Below are 18,031 nucleotides of genomic sequence, written 5' to 3' on the forward strand. Positions count from 1 at the left end.
CTTCTTTTTCCATCACACCCCTGAAGAGTAACGATTTCAGAGCAAACCGCAACGCTGTTTGCTGCGCGTTTCCGCCTCCTGATACAGTGCGAACTCGTCATAGACCGGGCAGCCCAACGCCGCTTCAAAGGCATCGCGGCTGGCGTTACCGTGGCTGCGCGCCTGGGTTTCATTCCCGAGATTGGACTGGAAAATCCCTGCGGCGCTGACCGGCAGGAAATCTTCGTAGGTGATCGGTTGCGCAACCACCCATCCGCGCTCAATCAACGGCTGCGGATCGTCACCGGGGCGAAACGCCTGGCGATGCGCTTCACCGGCTGGCGTCAGGCGATAGCGGAAATACGCCAGTTCCTGCCGCCGCATCATCAGCTCGCTGTCCGGGAAGGCGCTGAACACTTCACGCAGATGAAGCTGGTGTGTCAGGTTGTCTTTGCCGGTGCCGGACTCGGCGAGCAACCTGTCATAAAGCTCGCGACCTTTCGGCGTTAACGCGACCCCGCGCTGTTCAATTTCACCAAAGCGCGCGGTATGGGTGCCTTTATGCTCTCCGGCAAACAGCACCGGCTCTTCCAGTGCCTTAAAGCTGGTCTGGCGCAATAATACCGGCACTTCGCGACGCGGCGGCCCTTCAATCAGAATTTTGGGTTCAATACCGTATTTCGGCATCAGCTCCTGCACCCGGTCAATATCCAGCGTGCGCGGCGTAAGGTGGTTAATATGGCAACCCGGGAAGCAGACCACATCCGCAATCAGACGATGTTCATTATGCAGCGCCAGATAGGTCTCCTGATCGACCGTCGCATGACGGTGCCAGCGGAAGGTTTCTAACGCTTCCTGAACAAACTCCCGCGCCTGCGCCCCGGTGAACGCCCCCTCTTTTTCATGCAGTTCGATGAGTTCCAGACAGCGCGGCGTAAAGATGTTGCGGTGAGAGAGGATCTCCGCCGCCCGCTCGCGCAGGGCGACGTTTTCAATCAACTCAAGGCGCAGCAGTGAGGTAAAGATACGAAACGGGTTGCGGCACAGCGCCGCATCATCCACCGGACGGAATGCCGTTGAATGAACGGGGACGCCCGCCTGCGAGAGATCGTAGTAGCTGACCGGGTACATGCCCATGATGGCAAACATGCGACGCAAGGTAGAAAGCTCTTGCGCGGTGCCAACGCGGATGGCTCCGTGACGCTCCACATTCAGGCGCGCCAGTTCATCTGCATTGGCCAGTTGTTCGTGTAAGAGTGGATTATTTTCCAGAACCGCCAGGTTTACGTCCGCGACCAGCTCAAGCAAGGTGCCGTACTGCGGAACTTCCTGCTGGTACATCGCCGACATAGCCTGCGAAAAGTGTTCCCGAATATCATCAGCCGTGATGGTGTTCGCCATGGTGTCATGCCTCCAGTGAATATTACCTGGAGTGTAGAGAAACCCGTTCCTTCCGGGGGGAAGAATTTACGATTTGTGATCTTACAACGACAGTGGTCAAACCGTGTGCTACCGACCCTGATCAGACCGTCGCGGAGGCCCTTTTCGTCTCGTCAATTTGATCAGGATTTTCCTTATAATTATTTATGAGACTGTTTTCTAGCTATAAAGGAGTAATTTTCCGCGCCATCCTGACTAAGAAATAAACGAATCGCCACGTGTCTTATTTTTATCCTGAGCTTTCAGGTTTTTATGGCGAAGTTAGGATTAATCTTAGCGCTTGCTTACAAGTACCTCCCACTCATCCATATTTTTGCGTCAAGCGAAGCGTAAACCCTCCGATATTTCAAAATAACGCAACCGCTAATAGCGAAAGGCATTTGACGCATGCCACACAGCGACTACAGTTATTAATCGAACGACGAGTGATACGGAATATTTCTGTATCGTACTGACATAACCAATATATGAATATGAGGTTTAATATGGCAGAGCATCGTGGTGGTTCCGGTAATTTCGCTGAAGACCGTGAAAAAGCATCAGAAGCTGGACGTAAAGGCGGCCAGCACAGCGGTGGTAATTTTAAAAACGATCCGCAACGCGCATCTGAAGCGGGTAAGAAAGGGGGTCAAAACAGTCACGGCGGAGGCCGTAAATCTGATAACTCCTGATCTTATTTAACAGTCTTAATAATACCAGAGAGCATGCTGCGAGCCGACAGGCTCGCAGTACCCCTTTTACGTATTAACCGGAGCATAATATATGAATATGAAAAGTATCGAAGATGTCTTTATTCATCTCCTGTCCGATACCTACAGCGCTGAGAAGCAGCTAACCCGCGCCCTGAGCAAACTCGCACGGGCCGCCTCCAGTGAAAAGCTGAGCGCCGCCTTTACCGCGCACCTTGAGGAGACGCAGGGTCAGATCGAACGTATCGATCAGATCATCGAACAGGAAGACGGTATCAAGCTTAAGCGCATGAAATGCGTCGCAATGGAAGGCTTAATCGAAGAGGCCAACGAGGTCATCGAAAGCACGGAAAAAAATGAAGTCCGTGATGCTGCGTTAATTGCCGCCGCGCAAAAGGTGGAGCATTACGAAATTGCCAGTTACGGTACCCTTGCCACTTTAGCAGAACAACTGGGCTATAAAAAAGCCGTTAAACTTCTTGCCGAAACGCTGGAAGAAGAAAAAGAGACCGATCTTAAACTCACCGATCTGGCCGTTGGAAATATTAACCAAAAAGCGCAAAAATAACGCTTTAACACAGGTTAAATAAAATGAGCATCAGTCCCAGGACAATTAAACGGTGCCATTTAACGGCAGCCATTATATGGTTCATTCTCGCTATCCCTTCCGTTATATGGTGGAAGAACAGCGTGTTGTGGGTCATTATTATCAGTATTTATGCCAATATTGTCGGCCATTTATCTGGCTACAGTGCCGCACGTGCCGATCAGGCTGCTGAAAGTGAGAACAAATAAGCGAACCTATAGAGGAAAAAATTATGAATCACGTAGAACACTATCATGACTGGCTACGCGATGCCCATGCAATGGAAAAGCAAGCCGAATCTATGCTGGAGTCCATGGCCAGCCGTATCGATAATTATCCTGATGTTCGCGCCCGTATTGAGCAGCATATAAATGAGACAAAACGGCAAATCACATTGCTGGAGGAAATCCTCGATCGTAATGATATTTCTCGTTCGGTTTTGAAAGACTCAATGAGCAAAATGGCAGCGCTCGGTCAGTCCATTGGCGGCATGTTCCCGTCTGATGAGATCGTGAAAGGCTCAATCAGCGGCTATGTTTTCGAACAGTTTGAAATCGCCTGCTACACCTCCCTGCTGGCGGCGGCCAAAAAAGCGGGCGATACCGCCTCTGTACCCGCCATTGAGACCATTCTTGCTGAAGAGCGCGAGATGGCCGACTGGTTAATTCGTCATATTCCGCAAACGACGGAACAGTTCCTGCTGCGTTCTGATGCCTCAGGTGTTGAAGCGAAAAAATAACCCACAGGAGAGTGTATGTTTCGACACGTCAAACAGCTGCAATATACGGTTCGCGTTGCTGAACCGAATCCCGGCCTCGCCAATCTTTTACTGGAACAATTTGGCGGACCGCAGGGCGAACTGGCTGCCGCCTGCCGTTACTTTACGCAGGGGCTAAGTGATGACGATCCCGGCCGTAAAGATATGCTGATGGACATCGCGACCGAAGAGCTAAGCCACCTCGAAATTATCGGGACGCTGGTCGGCATGCTGAATAAAGGAGCCAAAGGCGCGCTGGCGGAAGGGGTTGAAAACGAAGCGGAGCTGTACCGGTCCATGACCGAAAACGGCAACGACAGTCACATCACTTCCCTTCTCTATGGCGGCGGTACCCCGCTCACCAACTCCGCGGGCGTCCCCTGGACGGCGGCCTACGTCGACACCATAGGTGAACCCACGGCTGATTTGCGCTCGAACGTCGCCGCAGAGGCCCGGGCAAAAATCATCTATGAACGGCTCATCAATGTGACGGACGATCCGGGCGTGAAGGATGCGCTGGCGTTTCTGATGACGCGTGAAGCGGCGCATCAGCTCTCCTTCGAGAAGGCGCTTCAGTCTATCCGCAACAATTTCCCGCCGGGAAAACTGCCGCCAATCGAAGAATTCACCAACAAGTACTACAATATGTCTGAAGGTGGAGAGGTGCGCGGAAGCTGGAACAGCGATAAGCATTTCGATTACGTTGAGTCCCCCCAGCCTGCGGTTGATGGCGGAGATGGCAGTGCCAGCGTGACGCTCACGACCGAACAGGCAACCCTGGTGAAGGCGATGTCAGCCCGCACCAAATCCGATCCACATTCCGACCCGCTGACAGGTGCCGAGCTTGGCGCCGGTAAGAAAAAACCGTAATCGGTTTTGCCAGGCAGCCCCGGCTGCCTGGTGATCCTCGTGCCCCAACGTTCCAGAGGTACGGACCATGTTCGAACTCGATGCGTTTCATCTGGCGAGAATTCAGTTCGCTTTTACCGTCTCGTTTCATATCCTCTTCCCGGCGATCACCATCGGGCTTGCCAGCTATCTGGTGGTGCTTGAGGGCATGTGGCTGCGCACCAAAAATGACGTCTGGCGTTCGCTGTACCACTTCTGGCTGAAAATTTTTGCCGTCAACTTCGGTATGGGCGTCGTGTCCGGGCTGGTTATGGCTTATCAGTTTGGCACCAACTGGAGCGGATTTTCTCAGTTTGCAGGCAGCATTACCGGGCCATTACTGACCTATGAGGTGTTAACCGCCTTCTTCCTTGAGGCCGGCTTCCTCGGCGTGATGCTGTTCGGCTGGAACAAGGTGGGGCCGGGGCTGCACTTCTTTGCAACCTGCATGGTGGCGTTAGGGACGTTGATGTCCACCTTCTGGATCCTCGCCTCCAACAGCTGGATGCACACCCCACAAGGCTTCACGATTCAGAACGGTCAGGTGATCCCCGAAGACTGGCTGGCGGTGATCTTTAACCCCTCTTTCCCTTACCGGCTGATCCACATGTCCATTGCCGCGTTCCTGTGCAGCGCGCTGTTTGTGGGCGCGTCAGGTGCCTGGCATCTGCTGCGCGGTAACGACACCCCCGCCATTCGCAAAATGTTCTCGATGGCCATGTGGATGGCCCTGCTGGTCGCCCCCGTTCAGGCCGTGGTCGGGGATATGCATGGCCTGAATACGCTTGAACATCAGCCTGCCAAAATCGCCGCCATCGAGGGGCACTGGGAGAACCCGCCTGGCGAAGCCACCCCGCTGCTGCTGTTTGGCCTGCCGGATATGGAGGAGGAGCGCACCAAATACGGCCTTGAAATTCCTGCCCTCGGCAGCCTGATTCTGACCCACAGCCTGGATAAACAGGTTCCGGCGCTGAAAGATTTCCCGAAAGAAGACCGCCCGAACTCCACCATCGTCTTCTGGTCATTCCGCATCATGGTCGGCATGGGCCTGCTGATGATTGCCCTCGGTGTGCTGAGCCTGTGGCTACGCTACCGCCACCGGCTGTATCACTCCCGGCCGTTCCACTGGTTTGCACTCTGTATGGGGCCTGCCGGTCTGCTGGCACTGCTTGCTGGCTGGGTGACCACCGAAGTGGGTCGCCAGCCGTGGGTGGTGTACGGCTATCTGCGCACCATCGACGCAGTCTCCCTGCACAGCACGCTGCAGATGAGCATCAGCTTGCTGGCCTTCATCGTGGTCTATTGCTCGGTGTTTGGCGTGGGCTACGTATACCTTGTGCGTCTGATTAAAAAAGGACCGCAGCCAGTCGAGACGCTCACCTCCAACACCTCGGGCACCCCTGCCCGTCCGCTGTCTGCCGCTGAGTCTGTTCCGGAACAGGAGAGAAACTGATGGGCGTCGATATCTCTGTTATCTGGTTTGCCATCATCGTCTTTGCCACCCTGATGTACATCATCATGGATGGTTTTGATTTGGGGATCGGTCTGCTGTTTAACTTCGTGGGCGATGCCAGAGAGCGTGACGTAATGGTTAACAGCGTGGCCCCCGTCTGGGACGGCAACGAAACCTGGCTGGTACTGGGCGGCGCAGGACTGTTTGGCGCCTTTCCGCTGGCCTATGCGGTGATCATTGATGCGCTGACCATTCCCCTTACCGCTATGCTGATCGGCCTTATCTTTCGCGGCGTCGCCTTTGAGTTCCGCTTTAAAGCCACGCCCTCCCACCGCAAATTCTGGGACTACGCCTTCGCCGGGGGCTCGTTACTCGCCACCTTCAGCCAGGGTGTTGTCGTCGGCGCAGTGATTAACGGCTTTAACGTGGAAGGACGGCGTTTTGTGGGATCCGCCCTCGACTGGCTGACACCGTTTAACCTGTTCTGCGGCGTTGGTCTTGTGGTGGCCTACACGTTGCTTGGCACCACGTGGCTGATCATGAAAAGTGAAGGTGCGTTGCAGAACCGCATGCGCGAGCTGACACGCCACGTGCTGCTGGCGCTGATTGTGGTCATCGCGGTGGTGAGCATCTGGACACCGCTTGGCTGGCAGTACGTGGCCGAGCGCTGGTTTACCCTGCCTAATTTCTTCTGGTTCCTGCCGGTGCCCCTGCTGGTAGGCGTCTTTAGCCTGTGGATCTGGCGGCTGACCCGTAACCCGGCCAGCCACGCGCGTCCGTTTCTGTTGACGCTTGGGCTCATTTTCCTCGGTTTTAGCGGACTGGGCATCAGCCTGTGGCCGAACATAATTCCGCCGCGCATTAGCCTGTGGGATGCCGCGGCCCCGCCCGCCAGCCAGCTCTTTATGCTGGTGGGGACGTTACTGATTATTCCGGTGATTCTGGTGTACACCGCCTGGAGCTACTACGTCTTCCGGGGAAAAGTTTCTGATACAGAAGGTTACCACTGAGGTGCAGGATGGCAGGCTGGCATACACGAGCCATTATTTATCAGATTGATACCGCACTGTTTTACGATCTCAACGGCGATGGCTGCGGAGACATCGCCGGGATCATGGCCAAGCTGCGTTATATCCGCCGCATGGGGGCGACGGTTATCTGGATCACCCCGTTTTACCTCACCCCCTTTCTGGACGAGGGGTATGATGTCAGCGATCATCTGCAGGTCGATCCCCGCTTCGGAAATCTGGCCGATATCATCGCCTTTATCGAACAGGCACGTGAGCTGGGGATGCAGGTCATTATCGAGCTGTTGATCCAGCATACGTCGGACGCGCACCCCTGGTTTCAGGAAGCCCGGCGCAACCCGAAATCCCCCTTTCGCGACTATTATCTGTGGTCAGATAATGACGATGACGATACGCCCCCAATGTTCCCCGGGGTGGAAAAGAGCATCTGGACCTGGGATGACGAGGCGGGCCAATACTACCGGCACATGTTTTATCGTCATGAGCCGGACCTCAACCTCACCTCACCTGCGGTGATCAAAGAGATTGAGAACATCATTATTTTCTGGCTTAAGCTCGGCGTTTCGGGGTTTCGCCTGGACGCAGCGTCGCATCTTACCACCCAGGCCGGAGATGGTGATGAGAAAAAGGGGCTGTGGATCCTCGAACATCTGCGTCGCCTGATTACGCAGCATAACCCGCAGGCGATCCTGCTCGGTGAAGTGGATGTTGAGGTGGAGGCCTACAAAGACTACTTCGGCAACAACGACCGCCTGAATCTGGTCCTCAATTTCTGGCTCAACAAATATTTCTACGTCAGCCTGGCCAGAAAAAGCGCCCGCCCGCTGCGCAACGCGGTGAAGAAAATGATCGTCCCGCCGGATTCCTGCTGCTTTGCCAACTGGCTGCGTAACCACGACGAACTGGATCTGGAAGGGATCGGTAAAAAGGATAAACAGTTCGTCCTCGATACGTTCGCCCCGGACGAAGAGATGAACGTGTACCAGCGTGGGATCCGCCGTCGCCTGGCGCCGATGCTGAATGGCGACCAGAAGCGGCTGGCCCTGTGCCACGCCGTGCTGTTCTCCCTGCCCGGGGTGCCTGTTATGCGCTACGGGGACGAGATCGGCATGGGTGATGATCTGAACCTGGAGGAGCGTTATGCCGTGCGCACGCCCATGCAGTGGGCCCCCTCGCAGGGCGGTGGCTTCTCTGACGCAGACCCGCAGAGCTTTATCGCGCCCCTCATTGACCACGGGCCCTATCGTTATCAGAAAATTAACGTGGCGGATTCGCTATTGCACCGCAACTCGCTGCTGCACCGGATTATCGATATCGCCAACACGCGGTCTGAATTCCCGGAGATTGCCGTGGCGCCGTTTCATCTTATCGACATCGATGATGATGCGGTGCTGGGGATTTACTACGAGGCTGAGGATCGCAGTATTCTGACCTTCGTTAATTTTAGCGATAAACCGGTGACCTTCACCGCCAGAGGGATCCGCCACGCCACCTGGACCGCCTGTCTGGCAGACAAACGCTACGAGGATGCGCTGGTCTGCGGCAAAACCGTTGAGCTGAATATAGGCGGCTACGGCTATCGCTGGTTCTGGACAAACCGTAGCGCGCTGCGCTGACTACTTTTTCCGGCTACGCATCAGGCGCGTTACCACGATCCCGGCAACGGCCAGGGAGCCTAACAGCACTTTCCCTGGCAGACCGGAGGTCACAGACGTGGCGCGCCCCTTCGCCTCACTGGAGAAGTGGCCGTGGATTTTATGCAGGTCGTTGACCGGCTGGTCGAGATAATCCCGCCGGTCTTCCGCGTTCAGCGTGTCAGTCATCTGCCCTTCCCAGGCTTTTTTCACCATCAGACGGTCGAGGAAACCGGGAAAGAGGAACTGACCCACAATCGACTGAATGGTACTGCTGCCCACCCACAACTCGCGCACGGGTTTTTGCGCCACGTTATAAATCGCGCGGGCGGCGACTTCTGGCTCAAAGACTGGCGGCACCGGGCGCATCGCCCAGGCAAACTTATTCCGCGCCCATTCGAACTGCGGCGTATTGAGCCCCGGCATCTGTACCATGGAAAGCTGCACCCGGCTGTTCTCATGCATCAGCTCGGTACGCACCGCATCGGTAAATCCCCGGATCGCCGCTTTAGCACCGCAGTAGGCCGATTGCAATGGAATGGAACGGTAGGCCAGCGCGGAGCCAACCTGAATAATAATGCCCCGATCGCGCGGCACCATGAGCTCCAGGGCGGCACGGGTACCGTTCACGTAGCCGAGGTAGGTCACCTCCGTGACGCGGCGAAATTCATCCGGCGTGAGGGTCCGAAACGGTGCCAGCACCGCCCCCATGGCATTATTGACCCACACATCGATGGCCCCGAGGCGATACTCAATCTCGTTGGCGGCATCCACCACCGCCTGGCTGTCGGCCACATCTGCCTGCACGGCAAGCGCATTGACGCCAAAACGGCGTAGCTCTTCCTGGGTAGAGTGCAGGCTGGCTTCATCCCGGGCGATAAGCCCCACATCGTAGCCTGCTTTTGCAAAGTGCAGCGCCGTGGCTTTTCCCACACCCGCCGTCCCGCCAGTAATGACAATCACAGCCATAAAACCTCCGCGATAGTTTAGCCCGACAATTTCGTTACTAATTCAGCCAGCGAGTAATGCACCGCTTTTTCCACCACATCCTCGCAGTCGCCGGAAAAGAGCACCCTGCTCGTTTCTGTCTGTCCGTTGATATTCCAGGCAAAGCACACGGTTCCCGCCGCCGTGCCGTCATCCCCCCCTTCTGGTCCGGCATACCCGCTGATGGCGATACTGATATCGGCCTCGGCAAGGTCGCGGATACTGGCGGCCATCTCGGTCACGGTCTGTTCACTGACGGCGGTAAACCGTGCGAGGGTATCCGGGCTCACGCCCAGGATCCTTTCCTTCGCGCTATCGCTGAAGACGACCAGCCCCACGTCATAAAAATCGGCGGTGTTTTCTTCCGCGCAGAGTGCCACCGAAAGCTTGCCACCGGTGCAGGACTCGGCGGTGGTTAAGCGAAGCCCGGAATCGATTAATTTACTCGCCAGCTTTTTCGTCAACTCCGCCACGGTAATATTGTTGTCGTGGTAAAGATTGCTCATAGAGGTGCCTCTTAATTTTCATAAGGAATAATTGAGATATGTCCATTACGCTCCAGAATGGCATATTTAATTTCACTGAGTTCTGTAATGCCATTATTCTGTCGGGCCGACACCAGAATATCATCGCATGAGACATCAACTTTCTTGAGTTTATCCGCTAACGGCACACCGTTCTCCACCAGAATAACGGGGGTGCCATCGAGAATATTCTCTACCGGAGAAAAATACTTTTTCATCAATCCGAAGATAATATCCACCACCACCAGTGTGGTGATCGTTATCATCGCGCCCGTGACCGAAAAATCCTCCCCCAGCAGCGCCTGTTGGGTCGCTTCACTGATAATTAAGAGAAGAATAAGGTCAAAACTGGTCATCTGCAGCAGCGCACGCCGCCCGGCTACTTTAAAGACCACGACCAGAAACAGGTAAATCGCCAACGCACGAAAGACCATATCCATGGCAGCCTCCTAGGGGTAAATAAATTGCCAGAAATGAATTTCCGGCAGGGTGTTTACGCGGATGACGTTGTTCCATTTGCCGGCTTTTGAGGGGGTTATAAATAACCAGACCGAAAAATGTTCTGAAATTTCAAGGTGATTATAGACGAAGTAGAGGGTGTTCCCGCGGCTATACATGCTGTCTGGCTGTGGCCAGATGCTGCCAGGCTCGTAAGCGTCGCCGGACTCGCTGGTCAGACTGACCGTGTATTTGCCCTCAGTCGTTACCGGAAAGGTAAGTTCCAGTCGTGATTCGGTTTGCCGCCGTCCGAAGCGCTCATAGTTAAGGTTGAGCGATTTCGCTGAATTTGCTTTCTCCGTATCACTCACCATCCCGCTTGAAAACAGACCGGCAATCGCCGCGATGATAATACTCAGCAACACAATAAATCCCACCTGCCGAAATGCATATTCAAACCTCAGCAAGCGATAACTCTCATTTATCCCGGGTAACTTTTCATTTTTATCATTCATGGCAGCTATCACCGTTTCGCTTATTTACCAAACGTTCTGTTTTGTATGGCGAATGTTTTTAAGACTTATCACATTTGCCACATAAAGGAATAGCAACAATACTTAATAAGTCAAGACACCTAAAATGAAGGATATCAGATGAAATTATCACTTATTTCCGCTTTTTTGATATTTCTGGTGCCAACCGCCTGGGCTGATAATAACGGTGGGTTACAAAAAGGCGAAGCACCCCCACCTCCGCATGCGCTGGACAGCGGTTATCGCGGCACGGATGATGCCCGCATTATGACCATCGACCAGGCTAAACAAATGCACGATGGTGCAACCATTTCATTACGCGGCAACCTTATTGACGGTAGCGGCGATAAGTATGTATTTCAGGATAAAACCGGAAAAATCGACGTTATTATTCCGCAAGCCGTCTTTGACGACAGAACGGTCAAACCTGACCAGATGATCAGCATTAACGGTTCGCTGGATAAAAAATCCTCACCTCCCGTTGTGCGTGTCGATCGTCTGCAAAAATAACTCAGCGAAGCGTTAACGCTGCAATTATCCATCAAATCTCACCCCTTGACCTGTAAGGAGTCAGCTATGAGTGATATTACACAACGTACGAACGCTTACCCGCAGCCCCCTTTCCCGGAACAGCCGCAGACGCCGCCGGGGCTGGCCTCTGAGATGCAACCCGTTCCCGATCACGGGGAAAAGAGTTACAAAGGACACGGTCGACTGGCGGGCAAAAAAGCGCTGATCACCGGCGGTGACTCCGGTATTGGCCGCGCAGTGGCGATTGCCTATGCCCGCGAAGGCGCGGATGTGGCCATTAACTATCTGCCTGAAGAAGAGAAAGACGCCGCCGAAGTCATCGACCTGATCAAGGCCGAAGGACGGAACGCCGTCGCGCTGCCGGGGGATGTCCGGGATGAAACCTTCTGCCAGAACCTGGTGGAGGAAGCGGTGGCTAAACTTGGCGGACTGGACATTCTGGTGAACAACGCCGGTCGCCAGCAGTATCGGGAATCGCTGGAAGAGCTCACCACCGAAGATTTCGACGCCACGTTTAAAACCAACGTGTATGCCCCGTTCTGGATCACCAAAGCGGCGCTTCGCCATCTGAAAGCCCCTGCGGCAATTATTAACACCTCCTCCGTGCAGGCGGTAAAACCGAGTCCTGTCCTGCTGGACTATGCCCAGACCAAAGCCTGCCTGGCAGTGTTTACCAAATCCCTTGCCAAGCAGCTTGGGCCGAAGGGCATCCGCGTTAATGCCGTGGCACCCGGGCCATACTGGACGGTGCTGCAATCCAGCGGTGGCCAGCCGATGGAGAAAGTGAAGCAGTTTGGTGGTGACACACCGCTGGGCCGTCCGGGCCAGCCGGTGGAGATTGCACCTTTATACGTCACGCTGGCGTCTGATGAGTGTTCCTTTACGACCGGCCAGGTATGGTGTTCCGACGGTGGTGATGGCGTGATTTAACGTTTCCCTGCCCGAATGTGCAATAAATGAACAAGGACGTTCAGCCCCCGCCAAAAACATGTTGTAACTCAAACAGATCAAATGTTAAAAATATTTTGCTATCAAGTTATCAAAATTAAACAACTTAGCTTGTCACCCGCATCGCTCTGTTTTTAACATCGCCTATGGAAAAAAATGGTCTGTTCAGTCAGCGCATACGCTTGCGCCATTTGCATACATTTGTGGCCGTCGCTCAACAGGGAACGCTGGGGCGTGCGGCTGAAACCCTTAACCTGAGCCAGCCTGCTCTCTCAAAAACGCTTAACGAGCTGGAACAACTGACCGGCGCCCGTCTGTTCGATCGCGGTCGCCTGGGGGCTCAACTCACCCTCGTCGGCGAGCAGTTCCTGACGCACGCGGTGAAAGTGCTTGATGCCCTCAATACCGCCGGACAGGCGCTGAACCGTAAAGAGGAGCAGACGCACGAGATTGTGCGCGTGGGTGCCCTGCCTACGGCGGCGCTGGGCATTCTGCCGCCGGTGATTGGTCAGTTTCACAAACAGCAAAAGCATACGACCCTGCAGGTCGCCACCATGAATAACACCATGCTGCTTGCGGGACTAAAATCCGGCGAGCTGGATCTGGGTATCGGACGAATGTCGGATCCTGAACTGATGGTGGGTCTGAATTACGAACTCTTGTTCCTGGAATCCCTGAAGCTGGTGGTACGCCCTAACCATCCTCTTTTACAGGATACGGTCACCTTAAGCCGGGTGATGGAGTGGCCGGTGGTGGTGTCACCAAAAGGTACGGTTCCACGGCAAAATGCCGAAACCTTACTGCAGATGCAGGGCTGTACGCTGCCGACGGGCTGTATTGAAACCCTGTCAGCTTCCCTTTCACGCCAGCTCACCGTGGATTATGACTACGTCTGGTTCGTGCCTTCCGGCGCGGTGAAAGATGATTTACGCCAGGGCACGCTCACCGCACTGCCGGTGACCTCGCCCGGTGCCGGTGAACCTATTGGCATTCTAACCCGCGTTGATACGCCGCTCTCCTCAGGTGCACAGACGCTGCTGAGCGCGATACGTAAGTCGATGCCTGCCTGATTCCTTTCCCCTTGCCCTAACCCTCTCCCCCCGGGGCGAGGGTCATTCCTGCGTTCTAATCAATTAATGCGAAATCATTCATTAACAATTGCGTAAAACAATTTAACAGTTCTATCATAGCGGCGAATTCACCAAATGGTTCGTAAATCATTTGATTGACCCGAATTCAATCGTATTAATCATTATCCCCGCTGCATTTATTACCCACCTGGTACACATTCGGCACACCGTTGTGCCGTGCAGCGGGGGATCTAAAGGAGATAGAGATGGCATTTGGCAACGCGCCACGTGGGATACCCCGTATCCTGCAGTGGCTCCTTGCCGGACTGATGGCGATTATCGGTCTGGCCGTTGGCGGGTTGGGTTTTAAACTCGTCACCGTAGGCGGAAGTGGATACTTCCTGATCATGGGCGTGGTGATGGTGATTGCCGCGATCCTGATTTTCATCAACCGCAGCAGCGGGATCGTGCTATATGGCATCGCGTTTGTCGCGTCGCTGTTCTGGGCGGTAAGCGATGCCGGCTGGGATTTCTGGCCGCTCTTCTCACGCCTCTTTACCTTTGCGGTTCTGGCGTTCCTGTGTGCCCTCGTCTGGCCGTACCTGCGTGCGGCAAACCGTGAGACGCCGGTGAAAAAAGGCCCTGCCTTTGGCGTGGCGGCGCTGCTCGCCGTGGCAATGCTGGTTAGCCTCGGCTGGATGTTCAAACCTCAAACCCTGGTGGCAGCGAATGAGCCGGTGCCAGTGAAACCGGTCGCGGCTGGGGAACAGCAGAAGAACTGGGAACACTGGGGTAACACCACTCACGGGGATCGTTTTGCGGCCCTTGATCAGATCAACAAGCAGAACGTCAACGAGCTGAAAGTCGCCTGGGTCGCCCATACCGGGGATATCCCGCAGAGCAATGGCTCCGGTGCAGAAGACCAGAACACGCCGCTGCAGATCGGTGACACGCTCTACGTCTGTACGCCCTACAGCAAAGTGCTGGCACTCGACGTGGACTCCGGTAAAGAGAAATGGCGTTATGACGCCAAAGCCACGGCCCCGAACTGGCAGCGCTGCCGTGGGCTGGGCTATTTTGACGATCACGCAAACGTGACAACGTCACAGGCAAATACACAGCCTTCCGCCTGCCCGCGTCGTCTGTTCCTGCCCACCACCGATGCGCGCCTGATTGCCATTAATGCGGATAACGGTAAAGCCTGCGAGGACTTTGGTGACAAAGGCACCGTGGATCTGAGCGTGGGCATGGGTGAAATCAAACCAGGCTACTATCAGCAAACCTCTACGCCGCTGGTGGCAGGAAATGTGGTGGTGGTCGGCGGACGCGTGGCGGATAACTACTCCACCGGTGAACCGCCGGGCGTGGTGCGCGCCTATGACGTTCATACCGGTAAACTGGCCTGGGCGTGGGATCCGGGTAATCCGAACCTGACTGGCCTGCCGCCGGAAGGCCAGACCTACACGCGCGGTACGCCGAACGTCTGGTCTGCGATGTCGTATGACGCAAAACTCAACCTGATCTATCTGCCAACCGGTAACGCCACGCCAGATTTCTGGGCCGGGGAACGTACCGCGCTGGATGATAAATACAGCTCTTCCATCGTGGCCGTTGACGCCACCACCGGCCAGGTCCGCTGGCATTTCCAGACCACCCACCACGATCTGTGGGATTTCGATCTGCCTTCTCAACCGCTGCTGTACGATCTGCCAGACGGTAAAGGCGGAACCACGCCGGTACTGGTGCAGACCAGTAAACAGGGCATGATCTTTATGCTCAACCGCGAAACCGGCAAACCGGTGGCGAAAGTGGAAGAACGCCCGGTCCCGGTGGGTAACGTGCAGGGCGAACGCTACTCCCCGACGCAGCCGTATTCCGTTGGGATGCCGATGATTGGCAACCAGACCCTGACCGAATCCGACATGTGGGGCGCGACGCCTGTCGACCTGCTGCTGTGCCGCATTCAGTTTAAAGAGATGCGCCATCAGGGCGTCTTTACCCCGCCGGGTCTCGATCGTTCCCTGCAGTTCCCTGGCTCACTGGGCGGGATGAACTGGGGCAGCGTCTCGGTCGATCCGAACAACGGCCTGATGTTCGTCAACGATATGCGTCTGGGTCTGGCCAACTACATGGTACCGCGCGCCAGCGTGGCGAAAGACGCCAGCGGGATTGAGATGGGTATTGTGCCTATGGACGGCACGCCGTTCGGCGCCATGCGCGAGCGTTTCCTGTCACCGCTGGGTATTCCGTGCCAGAAACCGCCGTTTGGCACGATGTCCGCGGTTGACCTGAAATCCGGCAAGCTGGTGTGGCAGGTTCCGGTGGGCACCGTGGAAGATACCGGCCCGCTGGGCATCCGCATGCATATGCCGATCCCGATCGGGATGCCGACCCTTGGCGCGTCACTCTCCACCCAGTCTGGGCTGCTGTTCTTTGCCGGCACTCAGGATTTCTACCTGCGCGCGTTCGATACCGCCACCGGAAAAGAGATCTGGAAAGACCGTCTGCCGGTCGGCAGCCAGTCCGGGCCTATGACCTACGTTTCACCGAAAACCGGTAAACAGTACATCGTCATTAACGCTGGCGGCGCCCGCCAGTCACCGGATCGCGGTGATTACGTTATCGCGTATGCGTTACCCGATAAAAAGTAAGGGATGAAAAAAGGGACCGAAAGGTCCCTTTTTTATGCCCGGTGGCGACTCAGAACGTCTCCCAGTTATCCCCGTTATTCACAACCGCCGGACGTAGTGCAGCAGGTTTAACTGCCGCAGAGCTCTGCTGTTCAGTACGCCCCTGAGTCTTGCCGCTCAGGCGAAATGCGCCCACCGCCTCGGTCAGACGTGCACCCTGTTCTTCCAGCGACGCCGCCGCGGCGGAAGCCTCTTCCACCAGCGAGGCGTTCTGCTGGGTCACTTTATCCATCTCAGAAATCGCCTGGCTCACCTGTACAATGCCACGGCTCTGTTCATCAGACGCGGCGGCGATCTCCAGCATAATGTCCGTCACGCGTTTAACTGCTTCGACGATTTCATTCATGGTGTTACCGGCGGCAACAACTTCACCCGAGCCCTGATCAATCAGCGAAACGGATTCGTTGATCAGACTTTCGATCTCTTTGGCGGCATTCGCACTGCGGCTTGCCAGAGTGCGAACTTCGCTTGCCACCACGGCAAACCCGCGCCCTTGCTCACCCGCACGCGCCGCTTCTACCGCCGCGTTGAGCGCCAGAATATTGGTCTGGAAGGCGATACTGTTAATCACGGCGGTAATTTCGGAAATCTTCTTCGAACTGGTGGAGATATTGCCCATGGTTTTCACCACCCCGGAGACCATCTGGCCACCCCGGCTGGCTTTACCGGAAGCGTCTTCTGCCAGCTTGCTGGCATGGTGCGCGTTATCGGCGTTCTGTTTCACGGTTGCGGTGAGCTGCTCCATGCTGGCCGCCGTCTGCTCAATGGCCGCGGCCTGCTGCTCGGTACGGGAAGAGAGATCGGTGTTGCCTGCGGAGATTTCGCTGGTGCCACGATAGATCTCTTCCGCCCCCTGACGCACGGTACCGACGGTATTCTCCAGCGAGTGCTGCATGGTTTGCAGGTCGCGCGTCAGGCGGCCAATTTCGCTGCGTCCGGCCACATCGTCCGGCATGGTCAGGTCGCCTTTGGCGATATTTTCAATGCGTTTCGCGGCGCGCTGCAGCGGGGTGATCACCGTGCGACGCAGCACGACAAAGGTCATGGCCGTCAGCACCAGCGCCAGGGCAAACGCGCCCACCATAAACATCAGGCCCAGCTGTGTGCGGCTGTGTGCCTTAACCGTCAGGGCGTTCGCGCGCTCGGTGCGGATCTTTATCGCCTTCAGCAGCACGGCGTTGTATGCGTCATCCAGCGGGCGGGCGCTTTCGTTTTCATGGTTAATGATGGCTTCAAACATGCCGTTTTTAGCAAACTTAAGCATCGGCTGCAGGCCTGCGATATAGGCGTCATAGCGTGTTTTCAGATCGGCATCCAGCGCTTCATCCTCAGGCGTACGAACCGGGCGAGTGATGTAGGCGTTAAACCCTTCCTGAGACTGCTTGATCCGTTTTTCCGCCTCAGCGATGTTTTGCTTCATCGCATCCATTTCTGCGATACGGCTCGCCGCCCCGGCGTGGATCATGTTGATACGCGCGGTTCGCAAATGATTAGAGCTGTTTGATAGCCCCATACGCACCTGAATTTCAGACGTGACATCCTGCTGATCGGTGTCGGCCTGTAAAAGGAAATAACCCGCCAGACCTGCGCTCAAGGCAAATAGCAGAATAATGCCACCGAGAATGGAGGAAAACAGCGGAACCAGCCTGATGTGATGCAAGAAGCCCAGCTTGCGCTGCGCTGGCATCGAAGTAGTGTTGTCCATGACCGTCGACTCTCTTGTAGGTAAGATGCGTAAAAACACGCCTGTTAGATAGTCATCGGCACGGCTGAGATTTAGATTACGGCTAAAAACGCCGCACTGGTCACACTTTAGAGAAGATTATTAAAGAAACGCCAGCGGCAAAAACCGCTGG

Annotated in this window: 18 protein-coding genes; 12 read left to right on the forward strand and 6 right to left on the reverse strand. The window is 55.5% G+C overall.

The window, feature by feature from the left end; translation table 11 throughout:
* Positions 1 to 36 precede the first annotated feature (36 nt).
* Positions 37 to 1,380 carry a VOC family protein gene (locus NQ842_RS13040; RefSeq protein ID WP_063411930.1) on the reverse strand — a complete coding sequence of 448 codons (1,344 nt, stop codon included), beginning with the start codon at positions 1,378 to 1,380 and terminating at the stop codon, positions 37 to 39.
* Positions 1,381 to 1,904: 524 nt separating this feature from the next.
* Between NQ842_RS13040 and NQ842_RS13045 the strand changes: the two genes are divergently transcribed.
* The 8 genes from NQ842_RS13045 to NQ842_RS13080 all read left to right on the forward strand — a co-directional run bounded on the left by NQ842_RS13045 (position 1,905) and on the right by NQ842_RS13080 (position 8,436).
* Positions 1,905 to 2,090 (forward strand): general stress protein, encoded by a 186-nt coding sequence (locus tag NQ842_RS13045; protein WP_004150795.1) that lies wholly within the window; start codon positions 1,905 to 1,907, stop codon positions 2,088 to 2,090.
* A gap of 91 nt (positions 2,091 to 2,181) precedes the next feature.
* A complete protein-coding gene (locus NQ842_RS13050) occupies positions 2,182 to 2,676 on the forward strand; it encodes a ferritin-like domain-containing protein (protein WP_014831873.1) in 495 nt (164 codons plus the stop codon).
* Positions 2,677 to 2,699: 23 nt separating this feature from the next.
* On the forward strand, positions 2,700 to 2,903 hold the full coding sequence (locus tag NQ842_RS13055) for a hypothetical protein (protein WP_043951627.1): 204 nt from the start codon (positions 2,700 to 2,702) through the stop codon (positions 2,901 to 2,903).
* Positions 2,904 to 2,926: 23 nt separating this feature from the next.
* Positions 2,927 to 3,433: a ferritin-like domain-containing protein gene (locus tag NQ842_RS13060; RefSeq protein WP_014831871.1), complete on the forward strand. Its 507-nt coding sequence runs from the start codon at positions 2,927 to 2,929 to the stop codon at positions 3,431 to 3,433.
* Between the two features lie 15 nt (positions 3,434 to 3,448).
* The gene (locus tag NQ842_RS13065) at positions 3,449 to 4,321 is read left to right on the forward strand and encodes a manganese catalase family protein (RefSeq protein WP_014831870.1); all 873 of its coding nucleotides are present in this window, start codon (positions 3,449 to 3,451) and stop codon (positions 4,319 to 4,321) included.
* Positions 4,322 to 4,388: 67 nt separating this feature from the next.
* Entirely contained in the window at positions 4,389 to 5,792 is a 1,404-nt protein-coding gene (locus NQ842_RS13070; RefSeq protein ID WP_014831869.1) for a cytochrome ubiquinol oxidase subunit I, read from the forward strand.
* Complete coding sequence (cydB, locus tag NQ842_RS13075) at positions 5,792 to 6,802, forward strand: cytochrome d ubiquinol oxidase subunit II (RefSeq protein WP_014831868.1); 1,011 nt, start codon at positions 5,792 to 5,794, stop codon at positions 6,800 to 6,802. Before NQ842_RS13070 ends, cydB begins: the two co-directional genes overlap by 1 nt.
* An 8-nt stretch (positions 6,803 to 6,810) precedes the next feature.
* A complete protein-coding gene (locus tag NQ842_RS13080; RefSeq protein WP_257255928.1) occupies positions 6,811 to 8,436 on the forward strand; it encodes an alpha-amylase family protein in 1,626 nt (541 codons plus the stop codon).
* On the opposite strand, the gene NQ842_RS13085 is transcribed toward NQ842_RS13080, so the two are convergent.
* The 4 genes from NQ842_RS13085 to NQ842_RS13100 are packed head-to-tail and all read right to left on the reverse strand — an operon-like array spanning position 8,437 to position 10,918.
* Positions 8,437 to 9,423 carry an SDR family oxidoreductase gene (locus tag NQ842_RS13085; protein ID WP_014831866.1) on the reverse strand — a complete coding sequence of 329 codons (987 nt, stop codon included), beginning with the start codon at positions 9,421 to 9,423 and terminating at the stop codon, positions 8,437 to 8,439.
* 17 nt (positions 9,424 to 9,440) lie between these two features.
* On the reverse strand, positions 9,441 to 9,947 hold the full coding sequence (locus tag NQ842_RS13090) for a 2-oxo-tetronate isomerase (protein WP_046887490.1): 507 nt from the start codon (positions 9,945 to 9,947) through the stop codon (positions 9,441 to 9,443).
* Positions 9,948 to 9,958: 11 nt separating this feature from the next.
* Positions 9,959 to 10,405, reverse strand: a complete 447-nt coding sequence (locus NQ842_RS13095) for a DUF421 domain-containing protein (RefSeq protein WP_014831864.1) — start codon at positions 10,403 to 10,405, stop codon at positions 9,959 to 9,961.
* A 9-nt stretch (positions 10,406 to 10,414) separates the two neighbouring features.
* Entirely contained in the window at positions 10,415 to 10,918 is a 504-nt protein-coding gene (locus tag NQ842_RS13100) for a hypothetical protein (protein WP_046887491.1), read from the reverse strand.
* A gap of 138 nt (positions 10,919 to 11,056) precedes the next feature.
* Here NQ842_RS13100 and NQ842_RS13105 point away from each other — a divergent pair, with 138 nt between their 5' ends.
* From NQ842_RS13105 to NQ842_RS13120, 4 genes are all read left to right on the forward strand, one after another.
* Positions 11,057 to 11,446, forward strand: a complete 390-nt coding sequence (locus NQ842_RS13105; protein WP_014831862.1) for a YdeI family stress tolerance OB fold protein — start codon at positions 11,057 to 11,059, stop codon at positions 11,444 to 11,446.
* A gap of 66 nt (positions 11,447 to 11,512) precedes the next feature.
* Positions 11,513 to 12,397, forward strand: a complete 885-nt coding sequence (locus NQ842_RS13110; RefSeq protein ID WP_014831861.1) for an SDR family oxidoreductase — start codon at positions 11,513 to 11,515, stop codon at positions 12,395 to 12,397.
* A 164-nt stretch (positions 12,398 to 12,561) separates the two neighbouring features.
* Positions 12,562 to 13,485: a LysR substrate-binding domain-containing protein gene (locus tag NQ842_RS13115; protein ID WP_014831860.1), complete on the forward strand. Its 924-nt coding sequence runs from the start codon at positions 12,562 to 12,564 to the stop codon at positions 13,483 to 13,485.
* A 266-nt stretch (positions 13,486 to 13,751) separates the two neighbouring features.
* Positions 13,752 to 16,136 carry a glucose/quinate/shikimate family membrane-bound PQQ-dependent dehydrogenase gene (locus tag NQ842_RS13120; protein WP_014831859.1) on the forward strand — a complete coding sequence of 795 codons (2,385 nt, stop codon included), beginning with the start codon at positions 13,752 to 13,754 and terminating at the stop codon, positions 16,134 to 16,136.
* Positions 16,137 to 16,185: 49 nt separating this feature from the next.
* Here NQ842_RS13120 and NQ842_RS13125 read toward each other — a convergent pair whose 3' ends face one another.
* Positions 16,186 to 17,880 carry a methyl-accepting chemotaxis protein gene (locus NQ842_RS13125; RefSeq protein WP_096928029.1) on the reverse strand — a complete coding sequence of 565 codons (1,695 nt, stop codon included), beginning with the start codon at positions 17,878 to 17,880 and terminating at the stop codon, positions 16,186 to 16,188.
* Positions 17,881 to 18,031: the final 151 nt, after the last annotated feature.

The organism is Enterobacter cloacae complex sp. R_G8, from assembly GCF_024599795.1.
Classification (GTDB): Bacteria; Pseudomonadota; Gammaproteobacteria; order Enterobacterales; family Enterobacteriaceae; genus Enterobacter; species Enterobacter dissolvens.

Coding starts and splice junctions, on each gene's coding strand:
- NQ842_RS13040 (WP_063411930.1), bottom strand. CDS start 1,380: ATGGCGAACACCATCACGGCTGATGATATTCGGGAACACTTTTCGCAG.
- NQ842_RS13045 (WP_004150795.1), top strand. CDS start 1,905: ATGGCAGAGCATCGTGGTGGTTCCGGTAATTTCGCTGAAGACCGTGAA.
- NQ842_RS13050 (WP_014831873.1), top strand. CDS start 2,182: ATGAATATGAAAAGTATCGAAGATGTCTTTATTCATCTCCTGTCCGAT.
- NQ842_RS13055 (WP_043951627.1), top strand. CDS start 2,700: ATGAGCATCAGTCCCAGGACAATTAAACGGTGCCATTTAACGGCAGCC.
- NQ842_RS13060 (WP_014831871.1), top strand. CDS start 2,927: ATGAATCACGTAGAACACTATCATGACTGGCTACGCGATGCCCATGCA.
- NQ842_RS13065 (WP_014831870.1), top strand. CDS start 3,449: ATGTTTCGACACGTCAAACAGCTGCAATATACGGTTCGCGTTGCTGAA.
- NQ842_RS13070 (WP_014831869.1), top strand. CDS start 4,389: ATGTTCGAACTCGATGCGTTTCATCTGGCGAGAATTCAGTTCGCTTTT.
- cydB (WP_014831868.1), top strand. CDS start 5,792: ATGGGCGTCGATATCTCTGTTATCTGGTTTGCCATCATCGTCTTTGCC.
- NQ842_RS13080 (WP_257255928.1), top strand. CDS start 6,811: ATGGCAGGCTGGCATACACGAGCCATTATTTATCAGATTGATACCGCA.
- NQ842_RS13085 (WP_014831866.1), bottom strand. CDS start 9,423: ATGGCTGTGATTGTCATTACTGGCGGGACGGCGGGTGTGGGAAAAGCC.
- NQ842_RS13090 (WP_046887490.1), bottom strand. CDS start 9,947: ATGAGCAATCTTTACCACGACAACAATATTACCGTGGCGGAGTTGACG.
- NQ842_RS13095 (WP_014831864.1), bottom strand. CDS start 10,405: ATGGATATGGTCTTTCGTGCGTTGGCGATTTACCTGTTTCTGGTCGTG.
- NQ842_RS13100 (WP_046887491.1), bottom strand. CDS start 10,918: ATGAATGATAAAAATGAAAAGTTACCCGGGATAAATGAGAGTTATCGC.
- NQ842_RS13105 (WP_014831862.1), top strand. CDS start 11,057: ATGAAATTATCACTTATTTCCGCTTTTTTGATATTTCTGGTGCCAACC.
- NQ842_RS13110 (WP_014831861.1), top strand. CDS start 11,513: ATGAGTGATATTACACAACGTACGAACGCTTACCCGCAGCCCCCTTTC.
- NQ842_RS13115 (WP_014831860.1), top strand. CDS start 12,562: ATGGAAAAAAATGGTCTGTTCAGTCAGCGCATACGCTTGCGCCATTTG.
- NQ842_RS13120 (WP_014831859.1), top strand. CDS start 13,752: ATGGCATTTGGCAACGCGCCACGTGGGATACCCCGTATCCTGCAGTGG.
- NQ842_RS13125 (WP_096928029.1), bottom strand. CDS start 17,880: ATGGACAACACTACTTCGATGCCAGCGCAGCGCAAGCTGGGCTTCTTG.